Source organism: Pseudaeromonas pectinilytica (assembly GCF_054780855.1).
The window spans coordinates 1-20,586 of the sequence record NZ_BAAGVN010000344.1; the positions used below are offsets into that span (position 1 = coordinate 1).

The following is a 20,586-nucleotide window of genomic DNA, read 5'->3' on the forward strand; positions in this document are numbered from 1 at the left end:
ACAGCGGTCATGACGGGCCAGCCTTATCCTGACGTATTCAACCTGACCTCGGCTTAGTCAAGCCGGGGCCGGTGAACGGTTACTCAGGACAACCGATTTCCGGATCGGTGAATCGCAAATCCACTCTAACCGCAAAGATAGACGAATAATCGCTCAGCGAATTTCTTATCACCTCTTCTAGTTTATAAATTATTTCATAATCCATATAACTATAACGCTGACGGGCTTCTTTCCCCAAAGCCAATAGCTCTACCCCTGACAGGGTAATGACGTCATTCATTTATTTAGTCCAATCATTATTGTTACAAAAGGTTTGAGTCGCCTATCTACGGGCGACATGAACTTGGATGTTTGTTTAGTGGAATGAGTTAAAGCAGATGTGTAGTTACATTTAAAGATGGATATAAACATAGATAGAACATGCCTTATATTACCTCCCCCTACATTTATTTAGGACTAAAACAGCATAATTCAGATAAAAACAACACCTACACCGATGAGAAAATACCAATCACCTCAGAAAACAAACTCTGAAATTATCCACTTTTTATAAAAAGCGAAATTATGAAAAGGCAGTTAAAAATCAGACGCAATCTTTTCAAGCAGCACGCTAACAACTTCACTTATCGAGCATCAGCCATCTGTTTAATCCAATCCATGACTTCATTTCTCAACCACGCAGTCGCTCGTTCAGAAAGATGGATCTGTTTTGGAAAGTTACCTTTTGCGATTAACCGATAGATGGTTGCTCTGGATAATCTGGTTTCTCTAATTACGTCCGTCAGTTTCATTAATTCCATGATGCACCTCGCGTTATTAACTCATAACACAGGTGGTGCACGTAAAAAAATCACAACCAAACCAATAGGCATCGAACTGCTAAACAACAAACAGAAGATAGCTCTAATCATCAAGAAAATTGGGAACGAAATCACGTTACCCTCACCATGGAATGCGATGTAATCCACATGGAGACACCAAAACCATTGACGCAATAACGACTACAGACTGACTATAAGACCACTACTTGACTACTGGAATTCCACTATAAATGATTAAAGAAATCACAACTAGCGAGATCTACATCAAATTAAAAACATCACTAACCAAGCCTGATTTGCTCGATGAATACATGGACAATGATGATTTCCTTGATTTTTCAATAATAAGATGCCTTAATCTAGATATTAATCTCTCAATAGAAAAAACAAAAAAACAACGCTTGCTGTTGCAAGGGGTAAAAAAAATACAAGCACAGAAAGATGAAATATCACCCATCCTACAGCAAAAACTTATTTACTATATTACGCTCGATGCAAAAATTGAATGCGCCGAAATATTTACCGCGCTAGTTGAGTCATTTACAGAAAACGAGATACGTGAAATAAATTACTTATGGCTTCAAAACAACAACACAAGACAGTCGCTATTTATACAATCCATAATTTCCCATATAGCAATCACACCCGCAAACACTCAGAATGACTACAACAATGATTTATTCCTTTCTCAATTCACTCCGCTACGCATTTCCACCAAAAACTTCAAAAGACCACATGATGCCATTATTGAATTCAAAAAATATTTACTACTAATGGATGGAAATATTCAAAGTAAAATAAATCTAATCGACAAAATAAAAACAAAATGGTTTTTTATTGAAAACGCGAATGCAATAATCCCTTGGCTAAGGAAAGAGAAAGACAGAAAGAAGTTAATCGCATGGATAATTAAAAGAGAGTTTATTGACTCAACTTTGGCTTGCGAATGGTTGCTCGATCATAAATCGGGGCAAACATTAAAGAGCTTCATATCCTATTTCGACATTTTAACAGCCTTCAACCCAGACAAAGCGACGTTAACAGTCATGAGATTAAAAAAATCATGGAGTCAATTCAAAACCAGAGAAAAGAACAAGGAAAATATACAATTCAATTTCATTTTACCCCCGAGCATCAAGAGCCTCTTAAAGGATGTGTGCGACACCACGGGGATATCAAGAAATGCTTTTGTAGAAATGGCAATTAAAAATGAATATAAAAGATTCCAAGATGCAATCAAATAAGGCAGTTAATTCTGCCTTATCTTTGATACTAAACCATTAAGCTATCTAAGTGGTCCGCCCATTTTTGCAGCCATACTTTACATTCGTCATTGTAGCGATGCAGGTTATACGTCCCCTGTATCCCTTTTTGGCTATGGCCTAATATCGCCTCCGCTATATCGGTAGGGCAACTTAGACGGGCCAAACCGGTTCTCACAGTCCGTCGCAGATCGTGTGGCGTCCAAGTTGGCAGATCTATCATCTGTCCGCTTTGCCTTAGGATCCATCCGCTTGTTGTCAAAGCCTTTTGCTGAATTGGCTCGTTCGTAGTTCTAGATGGAAATAAACAATCCTCTGTTTCCAATCTCAGTGCTTTTAAAAATGAAATTGCTTGATTAGACAGTTGGACATATCGATCGACATCGGTCTTTGTTTCTTTTAAATGAATAGTTCCTTTATCCAGATCAACTTGATTCCAATATAAACCACAAATTTCTCCAGTACGGCAACCGGTCCATAGCGTCAGTCTGAGGACATGCTGTTGGCCTAGTGGATATGCTGAGTCGGGTAGCCACTGCAAAAATCGTCGTAACTCTTCATCATCGAAAACTCGGGTTGCCTTCTGGCTGGTCAGGCGAAGCCTCGTCATTTTGAGCTTCTTCTTGGCATTGATCGTTGGGTTGACGAAATCATCTGGCAACCGGCCCGAGCCAATCGCGTAGTCATAAGCAGAACCCAGCTCACGTAGTACGTTTCCCGCCTGAACATTGGCCCCACGTCCAACGATTTTCAACACCAGATTGCTGACATCTTGGGCCGAAATCTGAATCGCCTCTATATCCCCCAAATCTCGATATACATCGGTGCAAAGAGTACGTCGTGCTTCAGCCTGTCCTTTCGGTTTCCTCGCCCCAGGGATTAACTCCCCAGTCGAGGACCAGTGATCCTCGATGTACTCACCAAGATACAGCTCTATGACATCTCGTACTGTAAATGGCTTGGTGTCGATGGCCTCAACCGCCTGAGCCTTCTGGATCTGTTGCTCGGTTGCCAACTCCGTTGCAGGACACAGACCTTGGTGACGCATCAGCTTGAGCTCTTTGAGCCGGATCCGGGCTTGTTCAAGCGTAAGAATCGGAAATACCCCCAGCGTTATCTGCTTTTGCTTGCGAGGATTTGCTGGATCGTTATAGCGATAGTAGAAGCTTTTTTTGCCGGTTCGACCACAGCTGACACGCAAGCCTCGATACTCACCGATATCAGCTTTATCCTTGTCTCCCGGCTTCATGGCTTCAATTGCTTTGTAAGAAAGCGGTTTGCTATTCTGACGCCCCGACATGCCGTACTCCTCAGTAAACTGAATCACTCTTACATGAAGCGTAGGTTATCGTGTTTACGCACCAGAAACCATCAACAACCTACGCTTTGACCTACGCTTATTGTTAGGATGCAGCGAGATAGCTTGAGACAATCAGACACATGGTGAGTCGTCATCAAGAACGCAATCGATTGATTTATAGAACATTTAAAAGGTTAAAGGCTTGATGAACAACAGAAATATCGAGCAACACACCCCAATGATGCAGCAGTACTTGGGCTTGAAGGCCCAGCATCCAGAGATCCTTCTGTTTTATCGGATGGGGGATTTTTACGAGCTGTTCTACGAGGATGCGCGCAAGGCATCCCAATTACTGGATATTTCCCTGACCAAACGCGGTCAGTCGGCGGGCAATCCTATCCCTATGGCTGGGGTACCCTATCATGCGGTAGAAGGCTATCTGGCCAAGCTGGTACAGCTCGGCGAGTCGGTGGCAATCTGCGAGCAGATCGGCGATCCGGCATTGAGCAAGGGCCCGGTCGAGCGCCAAGTAGTGCGAATTGTCACCCCGGGTACCGTCACCGATGAGGCGTTGCTGAGCGAGCGTCGCGACAACCTAATCGGCGCTCTCTATCACGATGGACAGCGCTTCGGACTGGCGGTGCTGGATATCAGCTCAGGGCGTTTTAGTATCAACCAGTTTCCAGCCGAAGAAACGCTACTGGCCGAGTTGCAGCGTCTCGATCCGGTCGAGTTGCTCTATCCTGAGTCGTTTGCTTACTTGTCATTATTGGGTCAGCGTAAAGGACTTCGTCGCCGCGCCGAGTGGGAGTTCGAGCTGGGTACCGCCCGGCATCTATTGTGCCAGCAGTTCGGGACCCGGGATCTAGTCGGCTTTGGCGTCGAGCAGGCTACCACGGCGCTGTGTGCGGCGGGTTGCCTGATGCAATACGTCAAGGATACCCAACGCACCGCCCTGCCCCATATCCGCGCCATACGGTTGGAGCAGACCGAGCATATGATAGTGCTCGATGCCGCCACCCGCCGAAATCTGGAGCTGACGCAAAATCTGGCCGGTGGTCTGGAAAATACTCTGGCGGAAATTCTGGATGCCACCGCAACCCCGATGGGCAGCCGTCTACTCAAGCGATGGATCCATCAGCCGGTGCGCAATCGCCCGATTATCAGCAATCGCCAGCAGATCATCGCCGAGCTGCTGACTCAGAATATGGCCTGCGAATTACAACCACTGCTGCGCCAGATTGGCGATATGGAGCGGGTGTTGGCCCGGCTGGCGCTCCGCTCTGCTCGCCCCCGGGATCTGAGTCGCCTGCGCCATGCATTCCAGCAACTTCCGACGCTGCAAACTCTGCTCCGAAACAGCACTAGCGAGGCATTGCAACTGCTGGCGGAACGGGCCTCCACCTTCCCAGAACTGTGCAGCCTGCTCGAAGCCGCGATTGTCGAAACCCCGCCCGTGGTGATCCGAGATGGCGGTGTCATGGCCCCGGGTTATCACCCCGAGCTGGATGAGCTCCGCGCCCTGGCCGCTGGCGCCACCGAATATCTGCAGCAACTGGAATTACGCGAACGAGAGCGCACCGGCATCAACACCCTGAAAGTGGACTACAACAAGGTACATGGTTTCTACATCGAGGTGACCAAGGCCAATGCCCATCTGGTTCCTGCTGACTATGTTCGCCGTCAAACCCTGAAGAATAACGAGCGCTATATCATTCCGGAATTAAAGGCCTATGAAGATAAGGCGCTGACTGCGCAAAGTCGTGCTCTTGCATTGGAAAAGCAACTCTACGAAGCGCTGCTGGACCTACTGCTACCCCACCTAGCGGAGTTGCAGCAATCGGCCGCCGCTGTAGCCGAGCTTGATGTACTGAATAATCTGGCCGAACGAGCGCAGACCCTGAATTATACCCGTCCGCACATGACGGATAGTACCGAGATCCGCATCGAGAATGGACGTCATCCGGTGGTGGAACAGGTGCTGAGCGAGCCGTTTATTGCCAATCCGGTGGACTTGCATGACCAGCGGCGCATGCTGATCATCACAGGACCAAATATGGGCGGTAAATCCACCTATATGCGACAGACAGCACTGATTGTATTGATGGCACATATCGGCTCTTTCGTGCCGGCAGATAACGCCCACATCGGGAACATCGATCGGATCTTCACCCGCATCGGCGCCTCGGATGATCTGGCCTCTGGTCGCTCCACCTTCATGGTCGAGATGACAGAAACCGCGAACATACTGCACAACGCCACGGAGCAGAGTCTGGTGCTGATGGATGAAATTGGCCGTGGAACCAGCACCTATGATGGCCTGTCGCTCGCCTGGGCTTGTGCCGAACAGTTGGCGAGCAAAATCCGCGCCTTTACCCTGTTTGCGACCCACTATTTCGAGTTGACTCAGCTACCAGAGCAGATACCCGCATTGGCTAACGTCCATCTCGACGCCGTCGAACACGGGGATGGCATTGCGTTTATGCACGCCGTACAAGAGGGTGCAGCCAACCGCTCCTATGGCTTGCAGGTCGCCAGCCTAGCGGGCGTTCCCAAGACCGTCATTCAACGGGCAAAGCAAAAGTTGCACGAATTGGAACAATCGAGCCATCGTTCTTCAGACCAAATAGCCCCAACTATTCAGCCTCACTCCTTTGACGCGATTGAGTGCGAAGCGGTTCTAGCCCTCAAGGCGCTGGATCCGGACGCTCTGACTCCACGGCAGGCTTTGGATGCACTCTATCGTTTGCGGCAGCTGCTGTAGCAGACTCGCGCGGCAAGAAAGCAGAACATATCGCCTGAGGATGCCGCCCATGAAAGCGGCAAATCCGCGTTGTCCCATCAAAGCGCTGGCAATCCCGACAATGCAAACGGGCCACAATGTTATCTCCAGGACCAGAAGTCGCTATCTGGATCTCGCCCATAAAAACGGGGCCTGATGGCCCCGCTCTATCATCTCAACTACGATTATTCGCCATTGAACAACGCATCCACAGAAAGACCTTGCTGGGTCAGAATATCCCGCAGCCGACGCAATGCCTCCACCTGGATTTGACGAACTCGTTCCCGGGTCAGTCCAATCTCACGACCCACGTCTTCCAGAGTCGCGGGCTCATAGCCCAGCAAACCGAATCGTCGAGCCAGAACTTCGCGTTGCTTGGCATTGAGCTGTTCCAGCCAGTGCACCACGCTGACGCGCATGTCATCATCCTGGGTTTCCAGCTCAGGTCCCATGCCCCGCTCGTCGGTGAGAATATCCAGCAGGGCCTTGTCACCATCACCCCCAATGGGTGAATCCACCGAGCAGATCTTCTCGTTCAGTTTCAGCATGCGCGACACATCTTCCACCGGACGGTCCACCGCAGCGGCAATCTCTTCAGCGGTCGGCTCATGATCCAGTCGATGTGCCAATTCACGGGCCGTGCGCAGATAGACATTCAGCTCTTTGACTACATGGATCGGCAGACGGATAGTGCGCGTCTGATTCATGATGGCACGTTCGATAGTTTGGCGGATCCACCAGGTGGCATAGGTCGAGAAGCGGAAGCCACGTTCGGGATCGAATTTTTCAACCGCACGGATCAGGCCCAGATTGCCCTCCTCCACCAGATCCAGCAATGCCAGACCCCGGTTGTTATAACGACGAGCAATTTTAACCACCAGTCGCAGATTGGATTCAATCATGCGCTTGCGGGCTGCAGCATCACCACGCAGTGCCTTCCGAGCAAAGAAAACTTCTTCTTCTGCGGTCAACAGCGGTGAAAAGCCGATTTCGCCTAAATAGAGTTGGGTAACGTCCATCGAGACCCGCTGCACTTCCGCAGTAACCGTCTCGGCAGCCACCGCATCGTCGCCATCATCGACATCCACCAGACTCTCTATTGACTCTAGTTCTTCGTCGATCTCGAAAACGTTTTCAGTTGTAGTGAGTTCCATATCGCTCATAGGTTGTTCCCCCCCAACCCGTCAGATAAATCGCTTCAGGGCTTTATCGTTTCGGAAGAAATCGTACCGGGTTTATCGATTGACCCCGATAGCGAATTTCAAAGTGTAGCCGCACATCTTGAGAGTCACTGCTACCCATATCGGCTATGCGTTGACCTGCTTTAACTTCTTGTTGCTCTTGCACACGCAATACATCGTTATGGGCATAAGCGGACAGATAGTCTTCGTTGTGCTTGATTATTATTAAGTTTCCGTAACCTCGAAGAGCACTTCCAGCGTAGACCACCCTGCCAGAGGCGGCAGCAACCACGGCTTGGCCGCGAGTTCCTGCTATGTCTAAACCTTTGTTGCCCTGCTCAGAGAGCGAAAATCCTTGGACAATTCGACCGCGAGTCGGCCATTGCCAAGTTAAATAGTTGTTGTAATTCTGTGTACTTCTGGCTTGAGAGTATTCCTTTCGCTCGGGGGCAGCAAGCCCCTGCGTCACAGCTCCGCTCGAGTTTTGTACATTATTTTGTCGTGGATCACGCTTCGCCACAGAAGATCCGGATGCAACCGATTCAGGTTGTGATCCAAGCAACAACAGCTGTCCCGGGTGGATGGTGTACGGCTTCTTTAGATCGTTCAGACGCACCAGAACCATCATGGTCGTACCATGATTTTGTGCCACCATGGACAAGCTATCACCACGTTTGACCACGTAGCGCCCAGCTTTGGGGTTATCGAGGTCCAGCTTCAGGATCTGATCGGCATAGATGGCATAAGGGGGCTCGATGCCGTTAAATCGCGCAACAGCCTGAAAGTCGAGACCATACATCCAGGCAATGGCATACAGAGTGTCACCGGCCTTTACCCGGTAGCGATTCTTGGCTAGGGGCTGGTTATTTGCAGCCGCGTTTTTCGCGCCATGAGATGCCTGTTTTCCTGAACGACCACCGGCGTCACGCACAGGGGCTGCTGCCTCCTGACTGCTACAGGCCGCCAACAGGATCAGAGAAAATATCGTGGCTAGAACTCGCATCATCCTTACGCTTCGCAACATCAACCCTTGAATATCAAATAGGCGGCGATTGCCGCAACCACACAGGACCAACCAATCCAATCGATGTACTGGCGCAGTTTATGCTCCATGCGCGCTCCGCCCCACCTCATGAGTGCGGCGACCAGAAAAAAACGGGCACTTCGCGAAATAATGGACGCCAGCATAAACGGCAACAGCGCCATTTGCATCATACCTGCCGTCACGGTGAACAATTTATACGGGATGGGTGAAAAACCGGCCAGAAAAACCACCCAAACATCCCAGTGTTCAAACCATAACTTGATCAATTCGAACTTCTCCTGGTAACCCAAGAGTTCAATGGCTGGCAACACAGCAGTCTCGAACAACCAGAAGCCAAGAATATAGCCAGCCAGACCTCCCAATGCCGAGGCGAGCGCAGCAACCAGCGCATAACGCCATGCGCGTTGCGGTTGAGCCAGGCACATGGGCGCCAGCATGACATCGGGCGGGATCGGCCAGAAGACTGACTCCACAAAACTATTGATCGCCAGAAACCAGATCGCGCGGGGATGTCGGGACCATTGGATCATCCGGGTGTAGAGATGGGAAAAAAGCTTCACAGCAGTTCCCCGTGCACCAGGGGCACAAAGCGCACTGCTTCGAGGACTTCGGTGCGGACTCTCATTCCCGACTTTTCAATCAGCAACAACTCCTGCCGACTCTCACCGACCGGAATAATCAGCCGCCCTCCATCCCGGAGCTGGTGGATCAAGGCATCTGGAACCATTCTGGCCGCCGCGGTCACAATGATGGCGTCAAAAGGGGCCTTGGTCGGCCATCCAGCCCAACCGTCACCATGCCGGGTGGAGACATTGTGCAGGTCCAGCCGCTGTAAGCGACGCTTGGCCTGATATTGCAGCGTCTTGATGCGTTCCACGGTGTAAACATGGCCGACCAACTGTGCCAGCACTGCCGTCTGGTATCCGGATCCAGTGCCAATCTCCAGCACCGTCGTGGGCTGAACCATCAAGAGTTGTTCGGTCATCCGGGCAACCATATAGGGCTGGGAGATGGTCTGACCAAAACCGATCGGCAACGCCATATTCTCCCAAGCCTGATGGGCAAACGCCTCGTCGACAAAGGCTTCCCGGGGAACATTCGCCACAGCAGCCAGCACCCGCTCATCACGGATGCCCTGATTCAGTAACTGCTTGATGAGTGGTTGCACCGCATTGTTACGCAACAGTAATCACAGCCCCTCAATCCACGTTTGCAAACCTGCTAGATGCCGATAGGCGGTGATATCCACCTGTAACGGCGTAATCGAGACATATCCGGCTTCAATGGCGGCAAAGTCGGTACCCTCTCCCGCATCCTGCGTTGCTCCGGGGGGGCCAATCCAGTAAATCGGTCGGCCACGAGGATCCTGCTCCACAATCACGGCTTCTGCCGGATGTCGGCAGCCCAACCGGGTAACTCGCATGCCCTTAATCTGTTCCAGCGGCAAATCGGGAACATTGACGTTCAGGATCTGATCCGCCGGAAGCGGCTGCGTCATGAGTGCTTGAACCAACAGTCGGGCGTAATGAGCCGCCGAAGCAAAGTGCTGGCCTCCCACCAGGGACACCGCTATTGCGGGCAGTCCCAGATGCCGTCCTTCCGTAGCGGCAGCCACTGTCCCCGAGTAAATTACATCATCGCCCAGATTTGCACCGTGATTGATACCGGAAACGACTAAATCGGGCGCAGGCTTGAGTAGTTCATTCACCGCCAGATGTACACAATCAGTTGGCGTGCCTTTCACAGCGATAAAGCCGTTATGCGCCATGGTCTCGACGCGCAGCGGATTTTCCAGCGTTAGCGAGTGGCTCGCACCGCTATGATTGCGATCCGGCGCCACCACCACCACCTCTGCGATGGCACTCAGCGCCTCACTCAGTGCCAGTATCCCTTCGGCATGAACGCCGTCGTCATTACTGACCAGAATCTTCATGACCATCCGCCTGATCGACCAGCACCAACTCCCGGATGATGCTCGTGGCATAACAGCCAGCAGGAAGCCAGAAGCTCAGTTCCAGGCCATCCTCTTGCCACTGCCAGCTCCAGTTCACAGGTTTCAGGATCAGGGGGCGACGCTCCTGATTCAGGCCTGCGGCCTCCAGCCCCTCTTTCCAGCTGGCAAAGGCTTCCAGCTTGCCGGTTTCAAAGTCCAGTGCATCCCCTTGAGACCCAGCCCGTCCACGCCCCCACAAGGGAGCCGTGAGCTGCAAATCACCCTCTTGCAGGCGTTGAGTCAAGGCTTCGCTAACTTCCGGCTCACTGAAGAAGGAGTGGGTACCAGCCAGCATCAGACAATCACCGGCCAGCAGAGTCCAGGATAATCCGGCTTGCAAGCGTTCGCTTACCAGGTGGTTAAACAGATAGCTGCGAGCGGCGGATAGGAAAAGTGAACGCTTATCCCGATCCTTGATTCGCTTGCCCTGAAACATCGACTCGGCCGCTTCCAGGTTATTACCGCCCCGACCAAAGCGCTGATCACCGAAATAGTTAGGGACACCCTGTTCCCCAATCGCGGCCAAACGCGCGTCGAGTTCCGGGCTCTGAGCCAGATCACGCAGCAGAATGCGGAAATTATTACCTTTGAGGGTACCGGTACGCAGTTTGCGCGAATGGCGGCTGCGCTTGAGGATCTGGATAGTCTCACTTTCCACCGAGCTTAAATCTGGCTCATCCTTGCCCGGCACATGGATACCAAACCACTGCTCGGTGACCGCATGGCGATCTTTCAATCCACCCCAGGTCACAGCGCTGCGCTGCACACCCGCGGCTTTAGCCAGCAGGCCTGCAACCCAGGCGGTGTTCTCACTCCGTTTGCGCACGTAGACCAGGATATGCTCTCCGGCACCGTCCGGTTCGAAGCCCATGTCTTCAATGACCACAAAATCTTCCGGCTGCTGTTTGAAACGCGCCGAGTGTTGCGGTTTCCCATGCAGATAATTCCATTCTGGCAAGCTCATGCTTGTACCACCAATACGACTGCTTCCACGGCTATGCCCTCTTTACGTCCGGTAAACCCCAGCTGTTCACTGGTGGTTGCCTTGACGTTGATCTGTTGAATGGTGGATTGAAGGTCGGCAGCCATGACAGCCCGCATACCCTCAATATGAGGCGCCATTTTAGGCGCCTGTGCGATGATAGTGACGTCCAGATTTCCCAGACGGTACCCTTCGGCTTGTACTTTGGCATAGACGTCCCGCAGTAGAATGCGGCTGTCGATACCTTTATAGGCCATATCATTATCCGGAAAATGGCGACCGATATCCCCGGCCGCAATCGCACCGAGCAAGGCATCCGACACGGCATGCAACACCACATCGCCATCGGAGTGGGCCAGCAGCCCTTGCTCATAAGGCACCGGAACCCCACCCAACATGCAGGGACCTTCACCGCCGAATTTATGTACATCAAAGCCATGACCAATACGAATCATGCACTTGCCTCCTGTTGGCTGAGAAATAGTGCGGCCAGGGCCAAATCCTCCGGACGGGTCACCTTGAGATTATCGGCACGCCCTTCCACCATCAGGGGATGCCAGCCAGCCAACTCCATGGCCGACGCTTCGTCGGTAATAACAGCACCGGACTTCAACCCCTGCTGCAAGGCAGCTTCCAGTTGCCGGGTCCGGAAAAACTGCGGTGTCAGTGCATGCCACAGCTGATTGCGATCGACGGTTTTCTGGATCCGGCCACTGGCATCACTGCGTTTCATGGTATCGCGCACCCGGTTGCCCAGGATGGCACCATCTCCTGCCAGTCCAGCATGGATCAAGGCATCAATATCCTGGTGGGTGATGCAGGGCCTGGCCGCATCGTGAACCAGCACCCAATCGCTCTCGACCAGAGCCAGCCCTTGCAGTACAGAGTCAGCTCGCTCAGCGCCCCCCGTAGTGATGAGAATACGCGGATGACTAGCCACCGGCAGAGTGGCAAAGAATTCGTCATCGGCGGCGATCGCCACCACCACCCGTTCGATGCGCGGGTGGCCAAGCAGGCGCTCCAGGGTATGTTCAATCAGGAACTTTCCGACCAGTGGTAAGTATTGCTTCGGGCAACTCGCACCCATGCGACTGCCAACACCGGCAGCCGGAACCACAACGGTAAAAGTCAGCATCATCAATCACTCTTGGGTAGGGAACTGGGCAGGCTATTGGCTTTGCCATCTTTTGGCAAAATACGATAGAAGGTCTCTCCAGGCTTGATAAAGCCAAGATCGTTGCGGGATAACTCCTCGATGGCTTCCAGACCGCTCTTGAGATCATCAATCTCTTTGTAGAGCATCTCGTTGCGTTCTTTGAGTTGTTGGTTATCAGCCTGCTGGCGCAGCACATTGTCCGAAGTCTGGCGGTATTCCACCAAGCCATTCTTGCCAAACCAGAGTTGCTGTTGCAGTACGCCCAACACCAGCATCAGAACAAGGGTAAATAGTCGCATCGGTGATCCTCCCGGCGGCATAGTTTCCCACATTACGCCATAAAAGAAAGCCCCGCCGTTTGGCGGGGCTTAGCGTACTTTCGCGAAGTGCGTCAGCGATTAAGCTTGACCCTTCACTTCCTTCAGACCACGGAACGGAGCCTTCTCACCCAAAGCTTCTTCGATACGGATCAGTTGGTTGTACTTGGCAACACGGTCAGAACGGCTCATGGAGCCAGTCTTGATTTGGCCAGCTGCGGTACCAACAGCCAGGTCAGCGATGGTAGCGTCTTCAGTTTCACCGGAACGGTGGGAGATAACGGCAGTGTAACCGGCATCCTTGGCCATCTTGATTGCAGCCAGGGTTTCGGTGAGAGAACCGATCTGGTTGAACTTGATCAGGATGGAGTTGGCGATACCGTTGTCGATACCACGCTTCAGGATCTTGGTGTTGGTTACGAACAGGTCATCACCCACGATCTGGATCTTCTTACCCAGCTTTTCAGTCTGGTAAGCGAAACCTTCCCAATCAGATTCGTCCAGGCCGTCTTCGATAGAAACGATCGGGAACTTGGTGGTCAGGTCTTCCAGGAAGTCAGAGAAACCGTTAGAGGTGAAGATACGACCTTCGCCCTTCAGGTTGTATTCTTTCTTCTCGGCGTCGTAGAACTCGGAAGCAGCACAGTCCATGGCCAGGGTGATGTCGGTGCCCAGCTTGTAACCGGCAGCAGCAACGGCTTCAGCGATAACTTCCAGAGCTTCAGCGTTGGACTTCAGGTTAGGAGCGAAACCACCTTCGTCACCAACAGCAGTGTTGTAGCCCTTGGACTTCAGAACCTTGGCCAGGTTGTGGAACACTTCAGCGCCCATGCGGACGGCTTCTTTCAGAGTCTTGGCACCAACTGGCTGGATCATGAACTCTTGGATGTCGACGTTGTTATCAGCGTGCTCACCACCGTTGATGATGTTCATCATTGGCAACGGCATGGAGTAAACACCGGCAGTACCGTTCAGTTCAGCAATCCAGGCGTACAGCGGCATGCCTTGGGCAGCAGCTTCAGCCTTGGCGTTGGCCAGGGAAACAGCCAGAATCGCGTTGGCGCCGAAGTTGGATTTGTTTTCAGTACCGTCCAGATCGATCATGATTTGGTCGATGGCAGCTTGGTCCTTGGCATCTTTGCCAACCAGAGCAGCAGCGATCGGGCCGTTAACAGCGCCGATTGCCTTCAGAACGCCCTTGCCCAGGAAGCGAGACTTGTCTCCGTCACGCAGTTCCAGAGCTTCACGGGAACCAGTAGAGGCACCAGACGGAGCAGCAGCCATACCAACGAAACCACCTTCCAGGTGAACTTCGGCTTCTACAGTCGGGTTACCGCGTGAGTCAATGATTTCACGAGCCAGTACTTTAACGATCTTAGCCATTGTATCGATCCTCGATGTTTGAAATAAAACAACACTAAAGTTGCAAAAAAATGCGGCTGCGAAACTATGCCCACGGCCGCGGATTTTGTCGACTTAATTTAGGTGACGTTTCTGGTATTCACCTGCCGCCCGAATGAAGCCTTCGAATAACGGATGGCCATCCCGCGGCGTGGAGGTAAATTCCGGGTGGAACTGCACCGCCACGAACCATGGGTGATCCGGGATCTCGATGATTTCGACCAGTTTTTTGTCAGCTGACAGACCAGTCACTTTCAACCCGGCCGCTTCAACTTTCGGCAGCAAGGTATTGTTCACTTCATAGCGGTGACGATGGCGCTCGTAGATGGAGTCATTGCCATACATGGCGCGAACCTTGGAGCCATCCGCCAGGTGGCACAGCTGGGAGCCCAGACGCATGGTGCCGCCCAGATCCGAACCTTCAGAACGCTGCTCAACCTTGCCTTCGTCATTGATCCATTCGGTGATGAGACCCACGATCGGATAAGGGCTGTCCTTCCGGAACTCACTGGAGTGAGCTCCTTCCAGGCCAGCCACGTTGCGGGCAAATTCGATCATCGCCACCTGCATACCCAGACAGATACCCAAGTAAGGGATCTTGTTCTCACGGGCATATTTGGCGGCCAGGATCTTGCCTTCGACACCGCGCTCACCAAAGCCGCCAGGAACCAGGATCGCATCCAGCCCAGCCAGGACTTCGGTCCCCTTGGTCTCGACATCCTGGGAGTCGATATACTTGATATTGATGCTCAGGTGGTTCTTCAAACCGCCATGTTTGAGGGCTTCGTTGACCGACTTGTAGGCATCCGGCAGGGAGACATATTTGCCAACCATACCGATGGTCACTTCACCACTGGCATTGGCCTGTTGGTAAATCACCTTTTCCCACTCGGAGAGATCCGCTTCACCGCAACTCAGACCGAAGCGATCGACCACCAGCTGATCCAGACCTTGAGCCTTCAGCATGGCCGGGATCTTGTAGATGGTGTCCACATCCTTGAGCGATACCACAGCCCGCTCCTGCACGTTACAGAACAGGGCAATCTTGGCGCGTTCGTTGGCCGGAATGGTCCGGTCAGAGCGACAGATCAGAATATCCGGCTGGATACCGATGGAGAGCAACTCCTTCACGGAGTGCTGGGTCGGCTTGGTCTTCACCTCTCCGGCGGCAGCCAGATAAGGAACCAGGGTCAAATGCATGAACAGGGCGTTGTTGCGGCCGATATCCACCGCCAGCTGGCGAATGGCTTCAAGGAATGGCAGGGACTCGATGTCGCCGACGGTACCGCCGACTTCGACGATGGCCACATCCTGACCTTCGGCGCCGGCGACCACCCGCTCCTTGATGGCGTTGGTAATATGCGGGATGACCTGAATAGTCGCGCCCAGATAATCACCACGGCGCTCTTTGCGCAGCACATCGGCATACACGCGGCCAGTGGTGAAGTTATTGCGGCGACTCATTTTGGTACGGATGAACCGCTCATAGTGGCCCAGATCCAGATCCGTTTCGGCACCGTCTTCGGTCACGAAGACTTCACCGTGCTGGATTGGACTCATGGTGCCCGGGTCCACGTTGATGTAAGGATCCAGCTTCATGATGGTGACCTTGAGGCCACGGGCTTCCAGAATGGCCGCCAATGAGGCTGCTGCAATGCCCTTACCCAAGGATGAAACCACCCCGCCTGTCACGAAAATATATTTAGTCGTCATGCTGAACCTGAAGATGTTTAGGAATTACACGGGTGCGTGTCGGAGGTGTATCAAGACGGGGTCATAGTATAGCAAAGGCACCACTCCCTAACAACGGACAAAAATTTAGCAATCATCCGTGTGCAAGGATTTGCGTTACATCAACTTTGTTCCGATTGTTTGACCCTTTGCCACGCTTCTTCCATCTCATCGAGTGTGACATCGCGCAAAGTTTGACCTTTTGCCTGGATAATTGCCTCCACACCGCGAAAGCGGCGTTCGAATTTGGCATTCGCCTGACGCAGCACCTGCTCGGGATCTTTTTTCAAATGCCGTACCAGATTGACGGTGGCAAACAGCAGATCCCCCAGCTCATCGGCAACCTTGGCTTCATCCCGCTCGACCTGCAGTACTTCGTGCATCACCTCGTCAATCTCTTCATGCACCTTCGCCACCACGGGACCCAGCGTATCCCAGTCAAATCCGACCGCAGCACAGCGCTTCTGGATCTTGTTCGCCCGGGTGAGAGCCGGGAATGCCAGCGGGATATCATCCAGCGCACTCAGCGCGCTGGCATCCTTTTGCTGCCGCTCCTTGGCTTTTTCCGCCTCCCAATTGGCGTTGACTGCTGCGGTATCGGCAAACTCGGCCGCGGCAAAGACATGAGGATGACGGCGGATCAGCTTCTCGCTGACGGTGTCCACCACCGCATCAAAGTCGAACAGCCCCTGCTCACTGGCCAACTGACAGTAGAAGACCACCTGAAACAGCAGATCGCCCAACTCGCCCTTGAGGGCCTCCAGATCCTGCCGCTCTATGCTGTCGGCAACTTCATAGGCCTCCTCCAGGGTGTAGGGCACTATGCTGGCAAAGGTCTGCTTTTTGTCCCAGGGACAGCCCTGTTCCGGATCCCGCAATCGGGACATGATAGTCAGCAGATCATCGAGCTGGTAACGGGATTGGGTCATGGTGAGGTCCATTGAAGAAAAGGGGCCGAAGCCCCGTTAATCTGGCAGATGATTTACAGCCGTTTGGCGCTGACTACATCGTTCATCTGATTGATTTTTGACAACATACGATTGAGTGCCTCTATGTTGTAGATCTCCATATCAATATCGATATCAGCGGTCTGCATCTTGACGTTAGAGCGCGAACGCATGCCCAACACGTTGATCTTTTCGTTGGCGATGATGGTGGTGATATCCCGCAGCAGACCGGATCTATCATTGGCCGTGATGCGAACCGTCAGGGTATAACCGCCGGAGTAACTCTCGCCCCAGACCGCTTCGATCATCCGCTCCGGATTACGCCGCATCAGTTCCTTGAGCTGCTCGCAATCCTCACGGTGCACCGAGATACCCCGGCCCTGGGTGATGAAGCCGATGATGCCATCGCCGGGGATTGGCTGGCAGCAGCGCGCAATATGAGTCATCAAGTTACCGACCCCTTGCACCACGATATGACCCTTGGGCTGGCTCTGGACCCGGTTCTGACTCTTCTGTTCCAGTTGAGCCAGCAGCTTCTTCTCTTCCTCCTCCACACTCGGCTTGTTGAGCTTGGTCTCGAAGAAGTTCATCAGCTGATTGATGCGGATATCCCCCGCGCCGAGGCCGGCCAGCAGGTCCTCGTGATCGTGGACGTTATAGCGCGCGTATACCTCACGCAGCATCTGCGCCTGGGCTTCCTTGCTCAGATGGAAACCATGTCGCTCCATCTCTTTTTCCAGCGACTCTTTGCCAGCCAGTATGTTCTTGTCCCGATCCACCTTGCGGAACCAGGAGGTGACCTTGGCGCGGGCACGGCTGGTGCGCAGGAAGCCAGTATTCGGATTCATCCAGTCCCGACTGGGATTGGGCTCTTTCTGAGTGATGATCTCGATCTGATCCCCGGTCTGCAACGCATAGGTGAACGGCACGATACGACCATCCACCTTGGCACCGATACAGCGGTGACCGACCATGCTGTGTACCTGATAGGCAAAATCCAGCGGCGTGGCACCGACCGGCAAGTCCACCACATCGCCCTTGGGGGTGAAGACGTAGACCCGATCCTCGAACACCTGGGTGCGCAACTCGTCCACCAAGGATCCGGATTCGACCATGTCCTCTTGCCAGGCCAGCAGCTTGCGCAGCCAGGCGATACGCTCTTCGTAACCAGAATCCTTGCCCTGAACCCCGCCTTCCTTGTATTTCCAGTGCGCGGCTATGCCGAGCTCAGCATCCTGATGCATCTGTTCGGTGCGGATCTGGATCTCGACCGTCTTGCCTTCGGGACCAAGCACCACGGTATGGATGGATTGATAGCCGTTGGGTTTCGGGTTGGCGACATAGTCGTCAAACTCACGCGGAATATGGTGCCACTGGGTATGCACGATACCGAGCGCGGCATAGCAATCCTGCAAGCGATGGGCGATCACTCGCACAGCGCGCACATCATAGAGATCGGAGAAGCTCAGCTGCTTCTTCTGCATCTTGCGCCAGATGCTGTAGATATGTTTCGGCCGACCATAGACATCGGCCTGCACCCCGGCCAGTTGCAGCGCCTGTTTGAGCTCCTCGACGAAGCGATGGATATAGCGCTCGCGATCCAGCCGCTTCTCGTCCAGCAACTTGGCAATCTGCTTGTAAGTCTCCGGATGCAGATAACGGAAGGAGAGATCCTCCAGCTCCCATTTCAGCTGACCAATGCCCAAGCGGTTGGCCAGTGGGGCGTAGATATTGGTGATCTCCTTAGCCACCAACACCCGGGTCTCTTCATCGGCGTTTTTGACTTCCCGCAGGCAGGCGATGCGCTCTGCCAGCTTGATCACCACAGCGCGAACATCTTCCACCATGGCCAGCAGCATGCGACGCACGTTGTCGATCTGGGTATCGGAGACATCACCGGAATTCAGACTCTGCAGGAAGCGGATCGCTTCCATGTCGATGACCCCTTTGAGCAACTGGGCAATCGTTGGACCAAAGTCGTCCTCGGCCTGTTCCAGGGTCAGGTGTTTGGCTTCAACATGGGGGTAGAGGATCGCCGCCCGCAGGGTCTCCATATCCATGTGCAGGGTCAGCAGGATACCGACCATCTCGGCACTACGACTGGCCAACCGCATGGCTTCGCTATCGGTCTCGCCCAACCGGGTCTGACAATAAGCGAACACTGAATGCAGCGTATCTCGTTCCTCTGCCGCCAGTGGCAACGTATCTGTCCACTCCTGCAAATTGAAACCAGTCTTCAGATGTGTATCCCGTACCGCAACCATGGGCGTTGATCCTTATTTTTCGTGCTCTATGCGTGCTGTTCGAACAACAGTATGGTCTCGACATGACCAGTGTGCGGGAACATATCGAACAATCCCCACCGGGTCAGACGGTATCCTTCGGCATGCAACCGCTGACAATCCCGTGCCGCAGTCACCGGATTGCAAGAAACATACACAAGACGCTTGGGCGCCAGTTTCAGCAGATGAGGCATGGAGCCTGCCGCGCCCGGACGCGCCGGATCCAGCACCACCAGACTGAAGGGTTCCTTGGCCCAGGGCGCATGGACAAATGGTTCATCCAGATTGCTCTGGAAGAAGCGGACATTGCCCAGGCCATTGCGCTCGGCGTTCTGTCGGGCGCGCAACACCATCTCCATCACCCCTTCGACCCCGACCACCTCTTTCGCTCGTCCAGCCAGTGGCAAGGTGAAATTCCCCAGACCACAGAACAGATCCAGTACCTTGTCACCGGCCTCTGGCGCCAGCCAAGCCAGCACCTTAGCCACCATCTGCTCGTTGATGGTGCGATTGACCTGCAAGAAGTCACCAGGCAAGAACCCGATACTCAACTCGCCTAACCGGTAAAAAGGCGCCTCCCGGCTGGTCAGCGGCAGCGGTTGATCGGCGCATTGCAGGTAACAAGCTAACTGATGCTCCGCCGCAAACTCCCGGAGCAACGCCAGATCCCCTTCCCCCGGCTGGCCATTATGCCGCAGTAGCATCAGCGGGCCGTTATCGGCCTCACAGAGTTCGATATGGCCTAAATCCCGGAATGATTTCAACTGGTTACATAATGCTCGCAGCGGCTCTATCAGTGCCGAGAGCGATGAAACTAACACAGGGCAGGCGCTGACTTCTACCAAGTCGTGACTCAGACGGCGACGAAACCCGACCTGGGCACGGCGAGCTTTCTTGTCATATTTGATCGCCAACCGGCAGACCCGGCGATAGCGCTGATCGTCACCCGTGATGATAAATTCCGGCGCGCCCAGCTCATAACCGGCCAGACGACTGAACAGGCTCTGCACGCCGGAGACCTTGGTCTCATGCTGCAACGCCAGCGGCAGGTGTTGGGTACTGCAGCCGCCACACTGCTCATAGTGCGGGCAAAACGGAGTTTGCCGCTGCGGCGATGGGGTCAGAATTTTCTGGAGCTGGGCAAAGCCGTGCTGCTTCTTGTCATCGGTCAGACGCGCCTTGATGAGTTCGCCCGGCATGGCCCCCTCGACGAAAATGGTCTTTCCCTGATGACGGCCGATGCCGACACCGTGCAGATCCAGGCGGTCGATCGCCAGTTCCAGGGTCGAGGTTTGTTTGGGTTTGGGCTGGGGCTTGAAAAACTGGGCCATAATGCTTGGTGCCTCGGAATGGCTATGTCATGATTGCTCGCGCTTTAGGTCCGAC

At 53.4% G+C, this 20,586-nt stretch carries 19 protein-coding genes; 2 read left to right on the plus strand and 17 right to left on the minus strand.

Translation table 11 applies throughout. The annotated features are described in order from the left end of the window. Positions 1-79: 79 nt before the first annotated feature. Complete coding sequence (locus ACYVG7_RS16480) at positions 80-280, minus strand: hypothetical protein (RefSeq protein ID WP_460884182.1); 201 nt, start codon at positions 278-280, stop codon at positions 80-82. A 343-nt stretch (positions 281-623) separates the two neighbouring features. Continuing rightward, entirely contained in the window at positions 624-800 is a 177-nt protein-coding gene (locus ACYVG7_RS16485) for a helix-turn-helix transcriptional regulator (RefSeq protein ID WP_425306227.1), read from the minus strand. A gap of 251 nt (positions 801-1,051) precedes the next feature. Here ACYVG7_RS16485 and ACYVG7_RS16490 point away from each other — a divergent pair, with 251 nt between their 5' ends. Next, on the plus strand, positions 1,052-2,065 hold the full coding sequence (locus tag ACYVG7_RS16490; protein ID WP_408862962.1) for a hypothetical protein: 1,014 nt from the start codon (positions 1,052-1,054) through the stop codon (positions 2,063-2,065). A gap of 28 nt (positions 2,066-2,093) precedes the next feature. Here ACYVG7_RS16490 and ACYVG7_RS16495 read toward each other — a convergent pair whose 3' ends face one another. Beyond that, the gene (locus ACYVG7_RS16495) at positions 2,094-3,383 is read right to left on the minus strand and encodes a tyrosine-type recombinase/integrase (RefSeq protein ID WP_460884183.1); all 1,290 of its coding nucleotides are present in this window, start codon (positions 3,381-3,383) and stop codon (positions 2,094-2,096) included. 202 nt (positions 3,384-3,585) lie between these two features. Here ACYVG7_RS16495 and mutS point away from each other — a divergent pair, with 202 nt between their 5' ends. Beyond that, complete coding sequence (gene mutS / locus ACYVG7_RS16500) at positions 3,586-6,147, plus strand: DNA mismatch repair protein MutS (protein WP_460884184.1); 2,562 nt, start codon at positions 3,586-3,588, stop codon at positions 6,145-6,147. Between the two features lie 203 nt (positions 6,148-6,350). Here mutS and rpoS read toward each other — a convergent pair whose 3' ends face one another. From rpoS to rlmD, 14 genes are all read right to left on the minus strand, one after another. Then, positions 6,351-7,328 carry an RNA polymerase sigma factor RpoS gene (gene rpoS / locus ACYVG7_RS16505; RefSeq protein WP_460884185.1) on the minus strand — a complete coding sequence of 326 codons (978 nt, stop codon included), beginning with the start codon at positions 7,326-7,328 and terminating at the stop codon, positions 6,351-6,353. A 43-nt stretch (positions 7,329-7,371) separates the two neighbouring features. After that, positions 7,372-8,277, minus strand: coding sequence for a peptidoglycan DD-metalloendopeptidase family protein (locus ACYVG7_RS16510; protein WP_460884186.1), 906 nt, complete (start codon positions 8,275-8,277; stop codon positions 7,372-7,374). A gap of 92 nt (positions 8,278-8,369) precedes the next feature. Beyond that, positions 8,370-8,951 carry a YqaA family protein gene (locus ACYVG7_RS16515; protein WP_460884187.1) on the minus strand — a complete coding sequence of 194 codons (582 nt, stop codon included), beginning with the start codon at positions 8,949-8,951 and terminating at the stop codon, positions 8,370-8,372. Beyond that, positions 8,948-9,574 carry a protein-L-isoaspartate(D-aspartate) O-methyltransferase gene (locus ACYVG7_RS16520; RefSeq protein ID WP_460884188.1) on the minus strand — a complete coding sequence of 209 codons (627 nt, stop codon included), beginning with the start codon at positions 9,572-9,574 and terminating at the stop codon, positions 8,948-8,950. Before ACYVG7_RS16520 ends, ACYVG7_RS16515 begins: the two co-directional genes overlap by 4 nt. 6 nt (positions 9,575-9,580) lie before the next feature. Further along, the gene (gene surE / locus ACYVG7_RS16525; RefSeq protein WP_460884189.1) at positions 9,581-10,324 is read right to left on the minus strand and encodes a 5'/3'-nucleotidase SurE; all 744 of its coding nucleotides are present in this window, start codon (positions 10,322-10,324) and stop codon (positions 9,581-9,583) included. After that, positions 10,305-11,348, minus strand: a complete 1,044-nt coding sequence (truD, locus tag ACYVG7_RS16530) for a tRNA pseudouridine(13) synthase TruD (RefSeq protein WP_460884190.1) — start codon at positions 11,346-11,348, stop codon at positions 10,305-10,307. The genes surE and truD overlap by 20 nt, the downstream gene beginning before the upstream one ends. Continuing rightward, on the minus strand, positions 11,345-11,821 hold the full coding sequence (gene ispF / locus ACYVG7_RS16535) for a 2-C-methyl-D-erythritol 2,4-cyclodiphosphate synthase (protein WP_460884191.1): 477 nt from the start codon (positions 11,819-11,821) through the stop codon (positions 11,345-11,347). Before ispF ends, truD begins: the two co-directional genes overlap by 4 nt. Continuing rightward, the gene (gene ispD, locus ACYVG7_RS16540; protein WP_460884210.1) at positions 11,818-12,501 is read right to left on the minus strand and encodes a 2-C-methyl-D-erythritol 4-phosphate cytidylyltransferase; all 684 of its coding nucleotides are present in this window, start codon (positions 12,499-12,501) and stop codon (positions 11,818-11,820) included. The genes ispF and ispD overlap by 4 nt, the downstream gene beginning before the upstream one ends. 2 nt (positions 12,502-12,503) lie before the next feature. Further along, entirely contained in the window at positions 12,504-12,821 is a 318-nt protein-coding gene (gene ftsB, locus ACYVG7_RS16545) for a cell division protein FtsB (protein ID WP_460884192.1), read from the minus strand. A gap of 99 nt (positions 12,822-12,920) precedes the next feature. After that, positions 12,921-14,222: a phosphopyruvate hydratase gene (eno, locus tag ACYVG7_RS16550; RefSeq protein ID WP_460884193.1), complete on the minus strand. Its 1,302-nt coding sequence runs from the start codon at positions 14,220-14,222 to the stop codon at positions 12,921-12,923. Between the two features lie 93 nt (positions 14,223-14,315). Next, the gene (locus ACYVG7_RS16555; protein WP_460884194.1) at positions 14,316-15,953 is read right to left on the minus strand and encodes a CTP synthase; all 1,638 of its coding nucleotides are present in this window, start codon (positions 15,951-15,953) and stop codon (positions 14,316-14,318) included. Between the two features lie 140 nt (positions 15,954-16,093). Further along, on the minus strand, positions 16,094-16,900 hold the full coding sequence (mazG, locus tag ACYVG7_RS16560) for a nucleoside triphosphate pyrophosphohydrolase (protein ID WP_460884195.1): 807 nt from the start codon (positions 16,898-16,900) through the stop codon (positions 16,094-16,096). A 53-nt stretch (positions 16,901-16,953) separates the two neighbouring features. Beyond that, a complete protein-coding gene (relA, locus tag ACYVG7_RS16565; RefSeq protein WP_460884196.1) occupies positions 16,954-19,182 on the minus strand; it encodes a GTP diphosphokinase in 2,229 nt (742 codons plus the stop codon). 26 nt (positions 19,183-19,208) lie between these two features. After that, positions 19,209-20,531, minus strand: a complete 1,323-nt coding sequence (gene rlmD, locus ACYVG7_RS16570) for a 23S rRNA (uracil(1939)-C(5))-methyltransferase RlmD (RefSeq protein ID WP_460884197.1) — start codon at positions 20,529-20,531, stop codon at positions 19,209-19,211. Positions 20,532-20,586: the final 55 nt, after the last annotated feature.